The organism is Pseudomonas sp. R2-60-08W, assembly GCF_003852335.1.
Lineage (GTDB): Bacteria > Pseudomonadota > Gammaproteobacteria > Pseudomonadales > Pseudomonadaceae > Aquipseudomonas.
The window spans coordinates 4,220,241-4,238,760 of record NZ_CP027731.1 but is presented as its reverse complement, the minus strand read 5'-3'; the positions used below and the strand labels follow the sequence as shown (position 1 = coordinate 4,238,760).

The 18,520-nt window shown below is 61.7% G+C and carries 15 protein-coding genes and 1 pseudogene; 9 read left to right on the top strand and 7 right to left on the bottom strand.

What is annotated here, in order from left to right; translation table 11 throughout:
- Positions 1 to 15: 15 nt before the first annotated feature.
- From C4J90_RS19205 to C4J90_RS19190, 4 genes are all read right to left on the bottom strand, one after another.
- Positions 16 to 1,686: a bifunctional protein-serine/threonine kinase/phosphatase gene (locus tag C4J90_RS19205; RefSeq protein WP_124420586.1), complete on the bottom strand. Its 1,671-nt coding sequence runs from the start codon at positions 1,684 to 1,686 to the stop codon at positions 16 to 18.
- Positions 1,686 to 2,897 (bottom strand): NarK/NasA family nitrate transporter, encoded by a 1,212-nt coding sequence (locus C4J90_RS19200; RefSeq protein WP_124420585.1) that lies wholly within the window; start codon positions 2,895 to 2,897, stop codon positions 1,686 to 1,688. Before C4J90_RS19200 ends, C4J90_RS19205 begins: the two co-directional genes overlap by 1 nt.
- Positions 2,898 to 3,041: 144 nt before the next feature.
- Positions 3,042 to 3,617, bottom strand: coding sequence for an ANTAR domain-containing response regulator (locus C4J90_RS19195; RefSeq protein ID WP_057721200.1), 576 nt, complete (start codon positions 3,615 to 3,617; stop codon positions 3,042 to 3,044).
- Between the two features lie 13 nt (positions 3,618 to 3,630).
- A complete protein-coding gene (locus tag C4J90_RS19190; RefSeq protein ID WP_124420584.1) occupies positions 3,631 to 4,857 on the bottom strand; it encodes a CmpA/NrtA family ABC transporter substrate-binding protein in 1,227 nt (408 codons plus the stop codon).
- Between the two features lie 237 nt (positions 4,858 to 5,094).
- Here C4J90_RS19190 and C4J90_RS19185 point away from each other — a divergent pair.
- The 5 genes and pseudogenes from C4J90_RS19185 to C4J90_RS19165 all read left to right on the top strand — a co-directional run.
- Positions 5,095 to 5,931: pseudogene (locus tag C4J90_RS19185) on the top strand (secretin N-terminal domain-containing protein); the annotation flags it as partial.
- A gap of 107 nt (positions 5,932 to 6,038) precedes the next feature.
- Complete coding sequence (locus tag C4J90_RS19180) at positions 6,039 to 6,260, top strand: FliM/FliN family flagellar motor switch protein (protein ID WP_124363925.1); 222 nt, start codon at positions 6,039 to 6,041, stop codon at positions 6,258 to 6,260.
- Positions 6,261 to 6,421: 161 nt separating this feature from the next.
- Complete coding sequence (locus C4J90_RS19175) at positions 6,422 to 6,808, top strand: winged helix-turn-helix domain-containing protein (protein WP_124363924.1); 387 nt, start codon at positions 6,422 to 6,424, stop codon at positions 6,806 to 6,808.
- 19 nt (positions 6,809 to 6,827) lie between these two features.
- On the top strand, positions 6,828 to 7,262 hold the full coding sequence (locus C4J90_RS19170; protein WP_124363923.1) for a transglycosylase SLT domain-containing protein: 435 nt from the start codon (positions 6,828 to 6,830) through the stop codon (positions 7,260 to 7,262).
- An 85-nt stretch (positions 7,263 to 7,347) separates the two neighbouring features.
- Entirely contained in the window at positions 7,348 to 8,367 is a 1,020-nt protein-coding gene (locus C4J90_RS19165; protein ID WP_124420583.1) for a quinone-dependent dihydroorotate dehydrogenase, read from the top strand.
- Positions 8,368 to 8,499: 132 nt separating this feature from the next.
- On the opposite strand, the gene rmf is transcribed toward C4J90_RS19165, so the two are convergent.
- Positions 8,500 to 8,715: a ribosome modulation factor gene (gene rmf / locus C4J90_RS19160; protein WP_002553055.1), complete on the bottom strand. Its 216-nt coding sequence runs from the start codon at positions 8,713 to 8,715 to the stop codon at positions 8,500 to 8,502.
- A 532-nt stretch (positions 8,716 to 9,247) separates the two neighbouring features.
- Between rmf and rlmKL the strand changes: the two genes are divergently transcribed.
- Both rlmKL and C4J90_RS19150 read left to right on the top strand, forming a co-directional pair.
- On the top strand, positions 9,248 to 11,512 hold the full coding sequence (gene rlmKL / locus C4J90_RS19155) for a bifunctional 23S rRNA (guanine(2069)-N(7))-methyltransferase RlmK/23S rRNA (guanine(2445)-N(2))-methyltransferase RlmL (RefSeq protein WP_124415316.1): 2,265 nt from the start codon (positions 9,248 to 9,250) through the stop codon (positions 11,510 to 11,512).
- Positions 11,513 to 11,643: 131 nt separating this feature from the next.
- The gene (locus C4J90_RS19150) at positions 11,644 to 14,031 is read left to right on the top strand and encodes a GGDEF domain-containing protein (RefSeq protein ID WP_124415315.1); all 2,388 of its coding nucleotides are present in this window, start codon (positions 11,644 to 11,646) and stop codon (positions 14,029 to 14,031) included.
- Positions 14,032 to 14,033: 2 nt separating this feature from the next.
- On the opposite strand, the gene dacB is transcribed toward C4J90_RS19150, so the two are convergent.
- Positions 14,034 to 15,494, bottom strand: coding sequence for a D-alanyl-D-alanine carboxypeptidase/D-alanyl-D-alanine-endopeptidase (dacB, locus tag C4J90_RS19145; protein WP_124363919.1), 1,461 nt, complete (start codon positions 15,492 to 15,494; stop codon positions 14,034 to 14,036).
- A 236-nt stretch (positions 15,495 to 15,730) separates the two neighbouring features.
- Here dacB and C4J90_RS19140 point away from each other — a divergent pair, with 236 nt between their 5' ends.
- Entirely contained in the window at positions 15,731 to 16,075 is a 345-nt protein-coding gene (locus C4J90_RS19140; protein ID WP_010208515.1) for a YggL family protein, read from the top strand.
- A 37-nt stretch (positions 16,076 to 16,112) separates the two neighbouring features.
- On the opposite strand, the gene C4J90_RS19135 is transcribed toward C4J90_RS19140, so the two are convergent.
- Positions 16,113 to 17,303 (bottom strand): benzoate/H(+) symporter BenE family transporter, encoded by a 1,191-nt coding sequence (locus tag C4J90_RS19135; protein WP_124415314.1) that lies wholly within the window; start codon positions 17,301 to 17,303, stop codon positions 16,113 to 16,115.
- Positions 17,304 to 17,632: 329 nt separating this feature from the next.
- Between C4J90_RS19135 and C4J90_RS19125 the strand changes: the two genes are divergently transcribed.
- On the top strand, positions 17,633 to 18,397 hold the full coding sequence (locus C4J90_RS19125; RefSeq protein WP_124415313.1) for a GntR family transcriptional regulator: 765 nt from the start codon (positions 17,633 to 17,635) through the stop codon (positions 18,395 to 18,397).
- The last annotated feature ends 123 nt before the right edge of the window (positions 18,398 to 18,520 follow it).

Sequence of the window (18,520 nt, the reverse complement as noted above, 5' to 3'; positions counted from 1 at the left end):
GCAGGGTTTTGCCCGTTAGTGGTGCAATAGCCAGTAGAGCAGCACCAGATTGATCAGCAGCGAAGCCATCGCCAGGGTTTGCCAGACCTTGAGCGGTTCACGCTCCAGCAAGGGGCGGGCGCGCACGCTCAGCTCACGGCGGTCGGCCTGTTCCAGCACCAGCAGCCATTCTTCGGCGGTTTCATAACGTTGCTGCGGTTGTGCGGCCACGGCCCGTTCGAGGCTCGCGGGCAACCAGTCGGGCAAGTCGGGACGGTAGCGGCTGGCGCTGACCGCTTGAGTGAAGCGCGGGCGTTGGAAGGCTTCGATTTCGCCGTAGGGATAGTGGCCGGTCAGCAGGTAATAGAGCGTGACGCCAACACTGTACAAATCCTGTTGCGCCGTAGGCCGCTCGCCGTTGAACGACTCCGGCGCGATAAAGCTCGGGGTGCCGGGCAGCACATGCGCGCGGTCTTCAGACAGCCCTGGGCAGTAGGCAAGACCGAAATCCAGCACGCGCAGTTCACCGTCATCCCCCAGCAACAGGTTTTCCGGCTTGATATCGCGGTGCAAAATCTGCCGCCGATGCAGCAGGCCCACCGCGCGCAGCAAACGCTCGGCGATGGACTGCCATTGAGCCAGGGGCAATGGGCCCTGGCGCTTGAACAGTTCGGCCAGGGTTTGCCCCGGATATTCACGCATCACGTAGTACAAATGCTGACGCCCGCTGGCGGCATGCACTTCAGGGAACGCGCGGCCGGCGACCCGGCGCAGAAACCATTCTTCCGAGAGCAGGGCCTGGGCGGCGTCAGTGTCTGCTTCGCGATTGAGCGGCAGAGTTTTCAGCAACCAGGGCCGCTGCTGATCATCCTCTACCCGATACAGCAATGACTGTCGGCTCTGCGCCAACAGGCTGTGCACCTGCCAATCTTCGAAGCGTTGCCCGGCCTTGAGCAGCGGCGGCAGCGGCCACTGCTGCAACTGCACCAGTGCGTCGCCCAGCGTGGCGGCGCCGAGTGCGTCGACGCGCACCAGCAAGGCGCTGGCATTGTCCTGGCTTCCTGCCAAGTGCGCGGCATTCACCAGGGTGTTGACCGCCAGGTCCAAGTCGCTTTGCTCGCGCAGAATCGCGCGGATGCTGTGGTCGCCCAACGTGGCCCAGACCCCGTCACTGAGCAGCAGGAAGCACTCGCCGGCGCGCAGTTCCCCGTCGAGAAAATCCAGCACCAAATGTTGGTCCAGGCCGAGGGCACGCTTGAGCACGTGCTGCATGCCCGGTTGCTCCCACACATGGTCTTCGCTGATGCGCTGCAGCTCGCCGTCCAGCCAGCGATAGGCGCGGCAATCACCGACGTGGGCCAGGGTGAAACGCTGGCCGCGAAACACCAGGACGCTGAGGGTGGTCAGCAGCGGCTGGCCGCCGCCATTGGCCTGCAGCCAGCGATTCTGCGCGACCAATAAACGTTCCAGCGCCTGGGCCACGCCCCAGGTCTGCGGCGTGGCGTAGTAGTCCAGGGCCAGCGCCTGCAAGGTCGAGCGTGCGGCCAGGCCGCCATCGGCGCATTGGCTGACACCGTCGGCCAACGCGCACAGGTAGCCTTTGCTCGCGGCCAGTTCCGCCATGGGCGTGACCACCCGCAGCGCGTCCTGGTTTTCTGCCCGTGGGCCGATCGCACTGGCCTGGGCGACGCTCAGTTGCAGGCTCATCAGACGCGCGCGGCGGTCACGGCAGCCGAGCCCCAGGTGGTTCTCCAGCGACGCTTGACCCCGTGCAGGCCAAACCAGGCCAGCACGCCGAGGCTGGCGAACAGCCAAAGGGCCACCTGGTAACTGCCGGTACTCTGCTTGATCGCACCCATGCCGGCCGCCAGCACAAAGCCGCCAATGCCGCCAGCCATGCCGATCAAACCGGTCATCACGCCGATCTCACTGCGAAAACGCTGTGGCACCAGTTGGAACACTGCGCCATTACCGGCGCCAAGGCCGAGCATGGTGCAGACGAAAAGCGCCAGCGCGGCGTAGGAACTGGGCAGGTTGAAACCCACCGCCGCGATGCAGATCACCGCCACGCTGTACATGCCGAGCAGGGTCTTGATCCCGCCGAAACGGTCCGCCAGGGCACCGCCCAAGGGGCGCATCAGGCTGCCACCGAAGACACAGGCCGCGGTGTAGTAGCCGGCGGTCACCGGGCTCAGGCCGTACTGGTCGTTGAAGTAGCCGGGCAGGGCGCTGGCCAGGCCGATGAAGCCGCCAAAGGTCACGCTGTAGAAAAACATGAACCACCAACTGTCGCGATCACCCAGGGCTTTGAAGTAGTCGGCCATCGACTTGGCTTTCGGGCGTTGCGGGGCATTGCGGGCGAGCCAGGCGAACACCATCAGGGTCAGGATCAGCGGAATCAACGCGAAGCCGAACACATTGCTCCAGCCAAAGGCCGCCGCCAGTACCGGGGCCAGCAAGGCGGCAAACACGGTGCCGGAGTTGCCGGCGCCGGCGATGCCCATGGCTTTGCCTTGGTGCTCGGCCGGGTACCACTGCGAGGCCAACGGCAGGGCGACGGCAAACGAGGCTCCGGCCATGCCGAGGAACAGGCCCAGCAGCAGGGCTTGCTCGTAGCTGTGAATGCCCAGTTTCCAGGCGCAGAACAACGCGACAATGACAATCACCTGGCCGATCAGCCCGGCGGTCTTGGGCGACAGCTTGTCGGCCAGCATGCCCATGAGAAAGCGCAACACCGCGCCCGCCAGAATCGGCGTGGCGACCACCAGGCCGCGCTGTTGAGTGGTCAGGTGCAGGTCGGCGGCTATCTGTACCGCCAGCGGGCCCAGCAGGTACCAGACCATGAAGCTCAGGTCGAAATACAGGAACGCGGCAAACAGGGTCGGGGTGTGCCCGGATTTCCAGAAGCTTGATTTCATCACGCACCTCAACGGTTGGGTCTAAAACGAAAAAACGCCGCCACCGGGTTCGCGAGGGCAAACCGGGTGTGCGACGTCTTTGTCGTGGATTGGGCAACCGCCGTTGGCTACCTGTAGAGGTTCTTTAGCAAGAGCCGCGCCAGATCACCCGAGCAATTCGCTCATGGCAATAATCTGTTCGGCGACCTGGATCAGTTTCTGCTGGCGGCTCATGGCCTGGCGGCGCATGAGGGTGTAGGCCTCTTCCTCATTGCAGTCCTTCATTTTCATCAGCAGACCTTTGGCCAGCTCGATGCGCTTGCGCTCCGCCAACTGTTGATCGCGGGCGTGAAGCTGGGCGCGCAGGGCCTGGTCGCTTTCGAAGCGTGCCATGGCCACATCGAGGATCGGTTGCAGGCGCTGGGCCTGGATGCCTTCGACGATGTAGGCACTGACCCCGGACTTGATCGCCTGGCGCATGACATTCGGGTCGTGCTCGTCGGTAAACATCACGATAGGGCGGGGTTGATCGCGGCTGACCAGCACCACCTGCTCCATCACATCGCGGCCGGGTGACTCGGTATCGATCAGGATCACGTCGGGGCGCACCGTTTCGACGCGCGCGGGCAAGTCGATGGTCAGGCCGGATTCATCGATCACCTCAAAACCGGCCTCGGTCAACGCGGCCTTGAGCCGACCGACTTTGCGCGGGGTGTCGTTGATCAACAGGATTCGCAGCATGGTCGTGCTCCTGTCAGCGCAGCGCTTGGCGGCTGGTGTCGTCCGCCATGGCGTGCAGACGGAAGCTGCGGGCATAGCCGGCGGGGTCGGAGCCGTCCCAGACCTTGCCGTCGATCAACTGGCTGCTGCGCATGTTCCGGGTGCTTGTCGGAACGCCGAGGGCGGCGGCGGCTTGACGGTACACATCCAGTTGTTGCACTTGGCGGGCAACGTCAAGGTAATCCGGGTCTTCGCGCAACAGGCCCCAGCGGCGAAACTGGGTCATGAACCACATGCCGTCGCAAAGGTAGGGCAGGTTGACCGCACCATCGGCGAAAAAACGCAGCGCATGCGGGTCCTGCCACTGGTTGCCCAGGCCATCTTCGTAATTGCCCAGCAGGCGGGGTTCGATACAGTCCAGCGGTGCGTCGAGGTACTGGGTGGCGCTGAGCAGTTGGGCGGTGGAGCGACGGTTTTGCGTGCTCGCTTCGATAAAACGGCTGGCTTCGAGAATCGCCATCACCAGCACCCGGGCGGTATTGGGGTATTGGTCGACGAAGGCCTGGGTACAGCCCAGGACCTTTTCCGGATGATTCGGCCAGATCGACTGGCTGGTCGCCAGGGTGAAGCCCTGGTTCTGCTTGACGGCGCTGGCGCACCAGGGTTCACCGACGCACAGGCCGTCGATACGACCGGCTTGCAGGTGCGCAACCATTTGCGGCGGGGGGACCACCACGCTGTCCACGTCCCGCAGCGGGTGGATGCCCTGGCTTGCCAGCCAGTAATACAGCCACATGGCGTGGGTGCCGGTGGGAAAAGTCTGGGCGAAGGTGAGTTTTGTGCGGCTTTGGTGCACGTGACGCTCCAATGCCTCAGGAGTGACCACGCCTTGCTGTTGCAGCCCACGGGACAGGTTGATGCTCTGCCCGTTCTGGTTCAGCCCCATCAGCACCGCCATCGGGCTCGGAGCAACGCCGCCGATGCCCAGATGCACGGCATAGATCAGCCCGTACAGGCTATGGGCGGCGTCCAGCTCGCCGCTGACCAGTTTGTCGCGCAAGTTGGCCCAGGACGTTTGACGCTTGAGGTTCAGCGTGAGGCCGTAGGGTTGCGCAAACCCCTGGGTGGCGGCGACCACCAGCGAGGCGCAATCAGTCAAGGCCATGAACCCCAGGTCGAGACTGCTCTTTTCCGGGGCGTCACTGCCGTTTACCCAGGCCAGCGCCGGGGTCACCGGGCTGTTGCCGACCGAATCGTTCATCCACACCTACCTTTTCTCTCAAAAAAAAGCGTCGCTCCCTCGGATGGCGATACCAGCCATTGCAGGGAAACGACGCCTTTGTCCGTAGGCCCGCTCCGTCGTTGGCGCGCGCTCTGATAGAGAGTGCATAGCAAGGCACATGCCACGGGGCTGCCATCAGCTTTCCATCATGATTGAACCTTGCCTGCCTCTCAGTATGGCCGCTCTTTCGCGTTCTACCGCCCCAGGAAAACCAAGGTGCATGCTGAATCTCCCATTCCGACGAACCGCCACTGCCTCGGTAGCACGCTGCTGTGGGTGGTGCTATTGCTGCTCAGCCGGGTTGCCTGGGGCGAGCCGTATCAGGCCAGCGATGAAAGCCTGGCGAGTTTTTTCACTGCATTGTCGGTGCCCCTGGGTCTGCCTGTGGTGGTCAGTCGGGAGGCGGCGCCCAGGCGTGTCAGCGGGACGTTCGATTTCGAGGCGCCCCAACAGGTCCTCGAAGCGCTGGCCCGGCGTGAAGGCCTGATCTGGCACAGCGACGGGCAATCGGTGCACGTCTACAACGCGACTGAAGCGAGAACCTCTGCGGTGGCGTTGCGGTACATCTCGGTCAACCGACTGCGCGGCATCCTGCGCCGAACGGGGCTGGATGAATCGCGCTATCCCTTGCGCGACAGCGGGGTGCGTACCTTCTACGTGTCCGGGCCACCCAGCTATGTCAACCAGGTGCTGCGGCTGGCGCAATTGATGGACCGCCAACGCAGTGAACTGCGCGTGGGCACGCACGCCTTCGGTGTGGTGCAGGTGTTCAATACCCACGTCGAGGACAGGCAGTATGGCAGCGGCGCGAGCAAAGTCAGCGTGCCGGGGATGGCCTCCATCATTCAAGGCCTGCTGGCCAGTGAGCAGAAGGGCCCGCTGGCGGACAAGAACCTGACGCTGATCGCCTATGCGGACACCAACAGCCTCTTGATCAAAGGCAAACCGGCACAGGTGAGCCTGATCGAGAAGCTGGTAGATGAATTGGATGTACCCAAGCAACTGAATGAAATCTCGTCATGGCGGGTGGATGTGGGCCGTGAAGAATCGAAGCCTCCGGCCGGGCCGCCGCCGTTGACGGCTGCGCAATATGAGCGTGTGCAACGTGCGTTCGTAAGGCCGGGCCGCGAGCGTTCCCCCTGAATAAAAGGCGTTTGTCCATGTACCTGGAAATACTGCTGCAGGAGCAATTGATCAGCCGTAAGCGTCTGGCTGCGTTTGCGCCGGGGAAAGTGTTGCCTTTGGCGCCTGAGGTCATCCACTGCGTGGAGGTGCGGGTCAACGGGCAGTTGATGGCTGTGGGTGAGCTGGTGCAGCTGGAGGACCGGTTAGGCGTTGAATTGCATGAGGTGTATCAGGAATGGATACCTCGTTCGGGTTGAGTGGTGAACTGTCTTACAACGAGACGCTGAAAAACACTGACTGAATAGGGTTTTTCCTAGCGTGATACGTGAGACAGGTTTTTATAGTCATGGCATCGGGCGAGTGCGCCGTCACAGCAAGAAGGATTTGAATGTCAGCAGTCGAATGTGCAGGACGCCTTATGGACATCGGAATTGAAGAATCGACAAATTCCCTGGTTTTCGCTCACTGGACCTTGCATGAAGATGGTCGGCTCACGGGTAGGGAAACCGATATTCAACTGCCGCCCAAAGAGGGGAGCGTGCTCCGACTGTTGCTGGTTTCCGGCGGTTCGTTGATGACCAAGGACCGCTTGTTGGCGCTTGCCTGGCCCCGGGGCGAGGTGGCTGATGAGTCATTGACACGTTGCATCTACGCCTTGCGTAGACACTTGAAGGCCGACAAGGGGTTTATCAAGACCGTGTATGGCAAGGGCTACCGTTTTACCTGCCCTGTGCAGGTCCGGAACGCCGAGCCCAAGCACGTCATGCACGTGTGTTCGGCGTGCGGGCAGATCAGCAGTGTTTAAAGTGTGGAGCAGGGGCCTGATGCTGGGCGTGCTGATGGGCAGCAACCAGGCCCTGGCCTACTGCTGGGATGAAGTGGCGCGTCGTTACGACTTCGAGCCGGAGTTGCTGCAGGCCATCGCGGCGGTAGAGTCGGGGTACCGCGCAGAAGCGATCAACTATGCCAACGCTAATGGCACGCATGATATCGGCTTGATGCAAATCAACAGCAGTCACTTGCCTCGCCTGCTCAAGCTGGGCATTACCGAAGAGCGGCTGTTGAGCGAGCCGTGTTTGTCGGTGGAGGTCGGTGCCTCGATTCTTGCGGGGTTCGTTCAGCGTTTCGGCTATAACTGGACGGCGGTGGGTTCTTACAATGTGGGAGCGGGCGCCGGGGCGGAGCGTGACGCGTTGCGCATGCGCTACGCCGAAAAAGTCTGGGCCCGTTATGCGGCACTGATGGCCCATCGTAATTGACGATTGGGCGGCACGCCTCGCATGCAGCGTGTGTCCCCGGCTATAATCGCGCCACCTTTCGCCGCCATCCGAGTCTAGCCCGCCCATGTATACCCTGGCCCGCCAGCTGTTGTTCAAACTCTCCCCGGAAACCTCCCACGATCTGTCCCTGGACCTGATCGGTGCGGGTGGCCGCCTGGGGCTCAATGGCCTGGTATGCAAGTCTGCGGCGAAGGTGCCGGTGTCGGTGATGGGCCTTGAATTTCCCAATCCGGTCGGGCTGGCGGCCGGCCTGGACAAGAACGGTGCGGCAATCGACGGGTTTGCGCAGTTGGGTTTCGGTTTCGTCGAAATCGGCACCGTGACGCCTCGGCCGCAACCTGGTAACCCCAAGCCCCGGATCTTCCGCCTGCCGGAAGCCGAGGCGATCATCAACCGCATGGGCTTCAACAATCTGGGTGTGGACCATTTGTTGTCACGGGTTCAGGCGGCGAAGTACAAGGGCATCCTCGGTATCAACATCGGTAAGAATTTCGACACGCCGGTAGAGCGCGCGGTGGACGATTACCTGATCTGCCTGGACAAGGTCTACGCCCATGCCAGCTACGTCACCGTCAACGTCAGCTCGCCCAACACCCCGGGCTTGCGCAGCCTGCAGTTCGGCGACTCCCTCAAGCAATTGCTCGAAGCATTGCGCCAGCGCCAGGAAGACCTGGCAGTGCGCCACGGCAAGCGGGTGCCATTGGCGATCAAGATCGCACCCGATATGAGCGATGAAGAAACCGTGCTGGTGGCCCAGGCCCTGATGAACGCGGGCATGGATGCAGTGATCGCGACCAACACCACCCTCAGCCGTGTGGGCGTCGAAGGCCTCGCTCACGGTGACGAGGCGGGCGGTCTGTCCGGCGCGCCGGTACGGGACAAAAGCACCCATATCGTCAAGGTGCTGGCGGCCGAACTGGCGGGGCGCTTGCCGATCATCGCCGTGGGGGGGATAACCGAAGGCAAGCACGCGGCTGAAAAGATCGCGGCGGGCGCAAGCCTGGTGCAGCTGTACTCCGGTTTCATCTACAAAGGCCCCGCGCTGATTCGCGAAGCGGTGGACGCGATCGCCGCCCTGCGCTGAAGGCGCTTGTGTGCCAGGCAATAAAAAGGGCTCCATAAAGGAGCCCCTGGGCCGAAGCCCGCCGCCCGGATAGGACGTGCGTGGTTAAGTCGCTACATATTCAAGTTAATGTGTCGGAATTAAGTGCCCTGATTAGCCGACGGCGTGAAGTTCGTTGAGTCTGTGGATACCCGCAGTGCCAGTCATACCGTCCCAGTTGTCGCCTCGTCCTTCTCGCCAGCCATTGATCCAGGCTTGGCGCACCGACGGTAGAGTAAATGGGCAAAGCTCACGGGATTTTCCATGAACGCCATATTGATATCCGCGTAAAAATGCTCTTTCCAACGGATCACGCTTAAGTCTTCTCATAGGGTGTTTCCCTCACTTGTTGACTGTCTAGATATCCTTCGGCCTCGTGTGAGGCCGGGCAGAGTTTTTCTGCCGTTGGTGGGCTCGCTGCCGGCGTGGCGAGCCGATGTGTCGGCGTCGTTACGGCGCCAACCTGTGTTGAGTTCTAACCAATAGGTCACATGGATTCAATGATCGTTTTGTCATAAGCACGTAACGATAACGATGCTATAGCCATAAGCTGGGATGGCTTTTCGCCCCTTTTCCAGGGCAAAGCCAGCTATGATGTGCCCTGCGAAGAGAATGTGTTTAATCCTTTGGTGAGAATGCCCACCTGTTGCAGTCGGTTATTATTCGACGAAGGGTCGGAATATTTCTTTTTGTTGCTTCAAATTCTTCTTCTGCCCCGTCACTAAAGGCCCAAAGGCCCGTCAGACGAGGTGGAGCGGCACATTCGTGCCACGCGAGCACTCTTCAAGAAAAGTGCTTGATTGAAAACCGAACCGGCGATGCGTCGCCCGTTCATTGATTGCTGAAAAGCCTGGAATGCCCCATGTCGGACCGTTTTGAACTCTTCCTCACCTGCCCCAAGGGCCTCGAAGGCCTGCTGATCGAGGAAGCCGTCGGGCTTGGCCTTGAGGACGCCCGCGAGCACACCTCGGCCGTGCGCGGCATGGCCGACATGGAAACCGCCTACCGCCTGTGCCTGTGGTCGCGTCTGGCCAACCGGGTGCTGCTGGTGCTCAAGCGCTTCCCGATGAAGGACGCCGAGGACCTCTACCACGGCGTGCTGGATATCGAATGGGCCGACCACATGGTCAGCGACGGTACGCTGGCGGTGGAGTTCAGCGGTCACGGCTCGGGCATCGACAACACCCACTTCGGCGCGCTGAAGGTCAAGGATGCAATCGTCGACAAGCTGCGCACCCCGGCTGGCGAACGTCCGTCCATCGACAAGATCAACCCGGACCTGCGCATCCACCTGCGCCTGGACCGTGGCGAAGCCATCCTGTCCCTGGACCTGTCCGGCCACAGCCTGCACCAGCGCGGCTACCGCCTGCAGCAGGGTGCCGCGCCGTTGAAGGAAAACCTGGCGGCCGCGATCCTGATCCGCGCCGGCTGGCCGCGCATCGCTGCCGAAGGCGGCGCATTGACCGACCCGATGTGCGGCGTCGGCACCTTCCTGGTCGAAGGCGCAATGATCGCCGCCGACATGGCGCCCAACCTCAATCGCGAACTGTGGGGCTTCACCACGTGGCTCGGACACGTCCCTGCGTTGTGGAAGAAGCTGCACGCCGAGGCCACCGAACGCGCCGCTATCGGCATGAACAAAACCCCGCTGTGGGTGCGTGGCTATGAAGCCGATCCGCGTCTGATCCAGCCGGCCCGCAACAACATCGAGCGCGCCGGCCTGAGCCACTGGATCAAGGTGTACCAGGGCGAAGTCGGCACGTTTGAGCCGCGCCCGGACCAGAACCAGAAAGGCCTGGTGATCTGCAACCCGCCGTACGGCGAGCGTTTGGGGGACGAGGCCAGTCTGTTGTACCTCTACCAGAACCTTGGCGAGCGTCTGCGCCAGGCTTGCATGGGCTGGGAAGCCGCAGTGTTCACCGGCGCGCCGGACCTGGGCAAGCGCATGGGCATCCGCAGCCACAAACAGTATTCGTTCTGGAACGGCGCGTTGCCGTGCAAATTGTTGCTGATCAAGGTCAACCCGGATCAGTTCGTCACCGGCGAGCGTCGTACCCCGGAGCAGCGCCAGGCTGAACGTGAGCAAGCGGCTTACGACCAGGCCCCGACCGAACCGGTCGAGCGTCAGTACAACAAGAATGGCAACCCGATCAAGCCAGCCCCGGCCCCGGTAGTCGAACAGGCGCGCTTGAGCGAGGGCGGGCAAATGTTCGCCAACCGCCTGCAGAAGAACCTCAAGCTGCTGGGCAAGTGGGCCAAGCGTGAAGGCGTGGATTGCTACCGCGTGTACGACGCCGATATGCCGGAGTACTCCATGGCTATCGACCTGTATCACGATTGGGTGCATGTGCAGGAATACGCCGCGCCGAAGTCCATCGACCCGGAAAAAGCCTCGGCGCGCATGTTTGACGCGCTCGCGGCAATTCCCCAGGCACTGAACGTCGACAAAAGTCGCGTGGTGGTCAAGCGTCGCGAGCGTCAGAGCGGCACCAAGCAATACGAGCGTCAGAGCGCCCAGGGCAAGTTCACCGAGGTCAGCGAAGGTGGCGTGAAGCTGCTGGTCAACCTCACCGACTACCTGGACACCGGCCTGTTCCTCGACCACCGCCCGATGCGCCTGCGCATTCAGAAGGAAGCGGCGGGCAAGCGTTTCCTCAACCTGTATTGCTACACCGCCACCGCCAGCGTGCACGCGGCCAAGGGTGGCGCGCGCAGCACCACCAGTGTCGATTTGTCCAAGACCTACCTGGACTGGGCGCGTCGCAACTTCTCCCTCAACGGCTTTTCCGACAAGAACCGCCTGGAACAAGGTGATGTGATGGCGTGGCTGGAAGCCAGTCGCGATGAGTTCGACATGATTTTCATCGACCCGCCGACCTTCTCCAACTCCAAGCGCATGGAAGGCATTTTCGACGTGCAGCGTGACCACGTGCAATTGCTCGATCTGGCCATGGCGCGCCTGGCGCCGGGCGGCGTGCTGTACTTCTCGAACAACTTCCGCAAGTTCCAGCTGGAAGACAACCTCAGCGAACGCTATGCGGTCGAGGAGATCAGCGACAAGACCATCGACCCGGATTTCGCGCGTAACGCCAAGATCCACCGCGCCTGGAAAATTACCGCACGCTGATGCGTGTGGCGAGGGAGCAAGCTCCCTCGCCACCGCAGGTATTTACGCTGGTCAAACCCCCCACCGATGGCTATAACTTAACGTCCAGCCAAAGTGACACCCCCCGCACGCTGGCGTTGTGAGTATCGCCTATGCCAATGCAAGCCGTACGCCCGAAGATCCTTGGTTTTATCAGTGAACAGGCATCGGCTTGGCTGGTGGCATTGGTGGTGCTGGCAATCGGTAGCGCGCTGACCCTGGTCATCGCGTGGGCCGCTGCCGACCTCAATCAGCAGCAGGTGCGCCAGCGCTTCCAGTTGCTGGTCAATGAGCGCTACAGCCGGATTCAGGAGCGCTTCGAAGACCAGGAACTGCGCCTGGATAGCCTGCGCCGCTTCTTCGTCAATTCCGGCGAAGTGTCTCGCAGCGAGTTTGACGGCTTCGCCCAGCCTTTGTTGTTGCATGCGCGTGCCTATGCCTGGGCGCCGCGTGTGCTTCGGGATCAGCGCAGCCGGTTTGAACAGGACATCTCGCGCCAGCGCGGCGTACCTTTCAACATCCGTGAACTGAATTCGGCAGGTGAGTTGGCGCCCGCTTCCGAGCGCGATGAATATGTACCGGTGTTATACAGCCAGACCCAAAGTCTGTTGGGCTCGCCGTTGGGGTTTGATCTGCTGGCCCAACCCCTGCGGCGCGCTGTGCTGGAGCGTGCGCAAAAAAGCGGCAAGGTGGCGGTGTCCCAGCCCATGCAATTGGTGGGCGTGGAACCGGCCTATGCCGCAGGGGTGCTGCTGGTGGCGCCGGTCAGCAAGACTCTCGATGCCCAGCCGTACGGTTACGTCATGGCGGTGATCAGCATGCGCCAATTGGTGGCCGATGGGTTGCCCAAGGCAAACCGGGATAACCTGGCGATGCAGATCGTCGACACTTCCGACACTGAGCAGCGTGTGCTGTATGCGTCCAGCAATGCGCCGGGCGGCAGCGACCTTGTCGCCGCCCGACGTCTTACCCTCGGTGACCACGTCTACGCGCTGAGCCTGCGTGCCAGTGAGGTATTCGACAAGGCCAACCATTCCTCGACCAACACCATACTGATTATGGGCGTGCTGCTGAGTGTGCTGCTCAGTGCCTTGCTTTATGTGTTGGTCAGCCAACGCCAGCGGGCGTTGACCCTGGTGGAGCAGCGTACCGCTCAGTTGCGCATGCGTGAACAGGAGCTACGGGGCGCGCATGGTCAATTGCGCAGCGTGCTGAATGCAGCGACGCACGTCGCAATCATTGCCACGGACTTGCGCGGTGTCATCAACATGTTCAATGCCGGGGCCGAGCGGATGCTGGGGTTCAAGGGCGAGCACGTGGTGGGCCGCCTGACGTTGGAAAGTCTGCACCTGGCCGCCGAGCTCGAGACCCGCGCCACGCGCTTGAGTGTGTCGCTGGGCAAGCGTATCGCGCCGAGCCAGGCGATGCTGGTGGAAAGTCCCGACGGTCAACAGGACGCCCGCGAGTGGACGTTGGTGCGCGAGGACGGCAGCCCGTTGACCGTCAATATGCTGGTCACGGTGTTGCTGGATGACCATGGCCTGTGGGTCGGGCACTTGGCGATTTACCTGGATGTTACCGAGCAGAAGCGCGCCTACGAAGCGTTGGCCGCGCGCGATCGCTTGCTGAAAAAGCTCAGTGCCCATGTGCCTGGCGGCATTTTCCAGTTCACCCTGGAGCCCCACAACAGCTGGCGCTTCATTTACGCCAGCGAAGGCATGCGCGATATCTATGAGATCGAGCTTGGCGTGTTGCAGCAGGATGCGGGCAAGGTCCTGGAACGCATTCACCCCCTGGACCTTGAGCGGGTACGCGCGTCGATACGCTTGTCGGCGCTGCAACTGAGCCATTGGCGCGAAGAGTATCGCGTGCAGTTGCCCCAGCGCGGCCTGCGCTGGATTCGTGGCGAGGCCACGCCGGAGGAATTACCCGGCGGCGGTACGTTGTGGCACGGTTATGTGTCGGATATTTCCGACCTCAAGCGCGTGGAAGAAGAGTTGCGCACGCTGTCCATCACTGACTCCCTGACGGGCATCCACAATCGCCGCTATTTCCAGGACCGCATGAAAGCCGAACTGCTGCGCCACACCCGCACGTCGGGGGCGCTGTCGGTGATCATGCTGGATGTCGACCACTTCAAGCGGGTCAATGACCAGTACGGGCACGGCGCCGGGGACGGTGTGTTGCAGGAGCTGTGCAGGCGAATCAGCAAACGCTTGCGCCGCACCGACGTGTTCTGTCGGTTGGGTGGGGAAGAATTCGTGGTGCTATGCCCGCACACCGATGGCGCCCAGGCTTACCACTTGGCGACGCAGTTGTGGCAGTCGTTGCGCAGCACGCCGATGGCGCCGGCGGGCATCGTCACCGCCAGCTTTGGGGTGGCCAGCTGGCGTGTCGATGAAGGCATTGACGGGTTGCTGCTGCGCGCGGACTCGGCGGTGTATACCGCCAAGCAGACGGGCAGGGACCGGGTGGAGCTGTGTGGCAGCGGCGTTGAATAGTGCTAGAGCACTGGTGCGGCTGCAACCGCCTTCGGCTGGCGATACAGGTCCAGCAGCACTTGGTCCAGCACCGACGACGCGCCCCACGGCTTGGAGTCGTTAAGAATCGCCACCACCGCCCAGGTGTTGCCGTTGTTGTCACGGCTGAACCCGGCGATGGCGCGCACGGTGTTCAAGGTTCCGGTCTTCACATGGGCTTCACCGCGCATGGCGGTGGTCTTCAGGCGTTTACGCATGGTGCCGTCGGTGCCGGCAATCGGCAGCGAGCTGATGTACTCGGCGGCGTAGGGGCTTTTCCAGGCCGCTTGCAGCATGGCCGCCATTTCGCGGGCGCTGATCCGTTCGGCGCGGGACAGGCCGGAACCGTTCTCCATCACCAGGTGTGGCGCGGTAATGCCTTTTTTCGCCAGCCACTGACGTACTACGCGTTGCGCGGCCTTGGCATCGTCGCCATCGGCATCGTTGCGAAACTGCGCGCCCAGGCTCAGGAACAGTTGCTGGGCCATGGTGTTGTTACTGTATTTATTGATGTCGCGGATGATTTCCGCCAGGTCCGGCGAGAATGCCCGGGCCAGGACCTTGGCATCCTTGGGCACTGGCGCCTGGATATCGCGGCCCTGGATGGTGCCGCCCAATTCCTTCCAGATCGCACGCACGGCGCCGGCGGTGTAGGTGGCATGGTCGAGCAGCGACAGATAGGTCTGCGAACTGCAGCCGTCCGCCAACTGGCCACTGACGGTCACGGTCATACTGCCATCGGCGGCGGTCATCGGGCTGTAGCGCACATCGCCAGTGCACTGTTTGGCGTTGGAGACTTTCACCTGGTTGTCGATGCGAATGCTCGCAATCGGCGGCTCGACCGACACGATCACCCGCCCGGCATCGTTGCGTGTCACGAAGCGCAGGGCTTTGAGGTTGACCAGCAGCGCATCGGGCTTGACCAGGAACGGCTTGTTCTCGTCGTTGCCGTCGTCATTGAACTCCGGCAATTGCGGCTGGTGGAAGAAGTTGCGGTCCAGCACCAGGTCGCCGGTGACCTGCTGTACGCCGTTGGCGCGCAGGTCGCGCATCAACAGCCAGAGTTTTTCCATATTCAGCTTGGGATCGCCGCCGCCCTTGAGGTACAGGTTGCCGCGCAACACGCCGCCGCTGAGTACGCCGTCGGTGTAGAACTCGGTTTTCCACTGATGGTTGGGGCCGAGCATCTCCAGGGCCGCGTAGGTCGTCACCAGTTTCATGGTGGAGGCCGGGTTCACCGACACGTCGGCATTGAACACGGTCGGCGTACCGGGGCCGTTCAAGGGCAGCATCACCAGGGACAATGCGGTGTTTTGCAATTTTGCCTTCTGGAGGGCCTGGGCAACGCTGGGGGGCAGGGTGTTGTTGACGGGGGCGGCGGTGGCGCAAACGGCCAGTGGCAGAAGAACACCGGCGAGTAAAACAGAACGTAAAGATTTGATCATAAGAAATAAAACCCTACTGCTGAGAAGGGTGAAAAAGGCGAGGGGTATGGAAGAAAATCCCTCATTGGTCATGAAAGTGTCGGCATTATGCCCCAAGCGGAGCTTACGTGTAGCTGAACGATAGCGGGGAATTAGGGTTTTTTTATCGCTTAAGCGCCGCCCGTCCCAGAGAGTCGGGCAATTGCCGCCTTAAACTGCTAAAGTGCCGCCCGTTATTACTTATGAGGATTGTTCCAATGGCGACTAACCGTTCCCAGCGTCTGCGCAAAAAACTGTGCGTTGATGAATTTCAAGAGCTGGGTTTCGAACTGAACCTGGACTTCAAAGAAGGCCTGAGTGAAGAAGCTATCGACGCTTTCCTCGAAGCATTCATCAAAGAAGCCATGGAAGCCAACGGTCTGGGCTATGTGGGCGGCGATGACTACGGTCTGGTTTGCCTGCAGAAGCGCGGCTCGGTCTCCGAAGAGCAGCGTGCTGCTGTCGAAGCCTGGCTGAAAACCCGTTCCGAGCTGACCAAGGCTGAAGTCAGCCCGTTGCTGGACGTGTGGTATCCGGAAAAGCCGATCAACGCGGCTAAGTGATACTGAAAAAAACGGCGACCTGAGGGTCGCCGTTTTTTTATGCCTTGCGTCCGTTCAGGATCAGCAGCGTCAACACCCCCGCCACAATTCCCCAGAACGCCGAACCGATGGAAAACAACGTCAAGCCTGACGCGGTGACCATGAAGGTAATCAGCGCCGCTTCCCGTTCCTTCGGCTCATTCATGGCGATGCTCAGGCCATTGATGATCGAGCCAAACAACGCCAGGGCCGCGATCGACAGCACCAGTTCCTTGGGCAACGCTGCGAACAATGCCGCCAAGGTGGCGCCGAACACCCCGGCAATCCCGTAGAACACCCCGCACCATACGGCGGCGGTGTAGCGCTTGTTGCGGTCTTCATGGGCGTGCGGCCCGGTGCAGATCGCCGCGCTGATCGCCGCCAGGTTGATACCGTGGGAGCCAAAGGGCGCCAACACCAGTGAGGCGAGGCCGGTGGTGGTGATCAATGGCGAGGCCGGCACGCTGTAGCCGTCGGCGCGCAGCACGGCGATACCCGGCATGTTTTGCGAGGTCATCGCCACCACGAAGAGCGGGATGCCGATACTGATGGTCGCCGCCAGTGAGAAGTGCGGCGTGGTCCACACCGGTGCCGCGACTTCCAGGTGAAAGCCGCTGAAGTCCAGCAGCCCCATCAAGCCCGACAGCAGGGTGCCGATCACCAGTGCAGCCAGCACGGCATAACGCGGCGACAGGCGCTTGATGACCAGGTAAGTGAAAAACATCCCCAGCACCAGGCCGGTGCGATGCTGCGCGGCGACGAAGATTTCGCTGCCGATCTTGAACAGAATCCCCGCCAGCAACGCCGCCGCCAGTGAGGCGGGGATGCGCTTGACCAGTTTTTCAAAGCTGCCGGTCAGCCCGCAGAGGGTCACCAGCACCGCGCAAGTGATGTAGGCGCCGATGGCCTCGCCGTAGGTGACCCCGCCCAGGCTGGTGATCAACAGTGCCGCGCCGGGTGTGGACCAGGCAATGGTGATCGGCGTGCGATAGCGCAGGGACAGGCCGATGCTGCACACCGCCATGCCGATGGAAAGCGCCCAGATCCACGAAGAAATCTGCGCCGTGGTCAAACCGGCGGCCTGGCCGGCCTGGAACATCAGCACCAGCGAGCTGGTGTAGCCGGTCATCATGGCGATGAAACCGGCGACGACGGCCGAAGGTGAAGTGTCGGCCAGCGGGCGCAAAGGCGCTTGGGTGGCGTCGGTCATGGAAAGATGATCCTTGTGTCAGGCTTTCTTGTAGGAGCGAGCTTGCTCGCGAAAAACGTCAACAACGCGAGCTTCCTGAATAACCGTGGCGTTCTCAGGTTTTTCGCGAGCAAGCTCGCTCCTACAAAGAGCGCGTGGGAAATCGTGGAATCAAGCCTAAACTCAAACGCAACGACTCATTGCAATACAGCCGACGCCGCAAACAGCCGTACAGTGTGTTGGCGCAGTGGGTTGTGTACAATGTGCCCTGTTTTCAGGTGATACTTGCCAGCGACCCGCTGTTGCCGTATTACCGTTAATTCGCCGCCGTTCTCCAAACCCGAGTGCCCATGAACGAACAGTTGCAACCTCTCAAGAAACAACCGCGAGCCGGCAAGGCCGGTCGCAGCGGGACCCAGGACGATATCGTGTATGCGCATATCTTCGAGGCGATCCTCGAACAACGCCTGGCACCCGGCACCAAATTGAGTGAAGAGGCACTGGGCGAAATCTTCGGCGTGAGCCGCACCATCATTCGCCGCGCGTTGTCGCGCCTGGCCCATGAGGGCGTGGTGTTGCTGCGGCCCAATCGTGGCGCGGTCGTCGCCAGCCCGAGCGTCGACGAGGCCCGCCAAGTGTTCATGGCGCGGCGCCTGGTGGAGCGGGCGATCACCGAGCTGGCGGTGCAGCACGCTACCGCTGAGCAACTGGCCCAGTTGCGCCAGATGGTCAACGACGAACGCGACAGTTTCTCCCGTGGCGACCGTGGCGCCGGCATCCGCCTCTCCGGCGAATTCCACTTGAAGCTGGCTGAAGCGGCGAAGAATGCGCCGCTGATCAGCTTCCAGCGCAGCCTGGTGTCCCAGACTTCCTTGATCATCGCCCAGTACGAAAGCGGCAACCGCTCGCACTGTTCCTACGATGAACACACCCAATTGATCGACGCGATCGAAGCCCGGGATGCGGTACTGGCGGTGGATCTGATGATGCATCACATGGACCACATCGACAGCAAGCTCAACCTCGATGAGGAAAGCGCGTCGGATGATCTGCATGCGGTGTTCTCGCATTTGTTGCAGACCAAGAAGCCAGGGCGTACGTCGGTAAAACTGTAATTTTCCTGACTCACCGGGGATAAAAAATGTGGGAGGGGGCTTGCCCCCGATAGCAGAGTGTCAGTCACTGAATCAGTTGACTGGTCCACCGCTATCGGGGGCAAGCCCCCTCCCACATTGGTT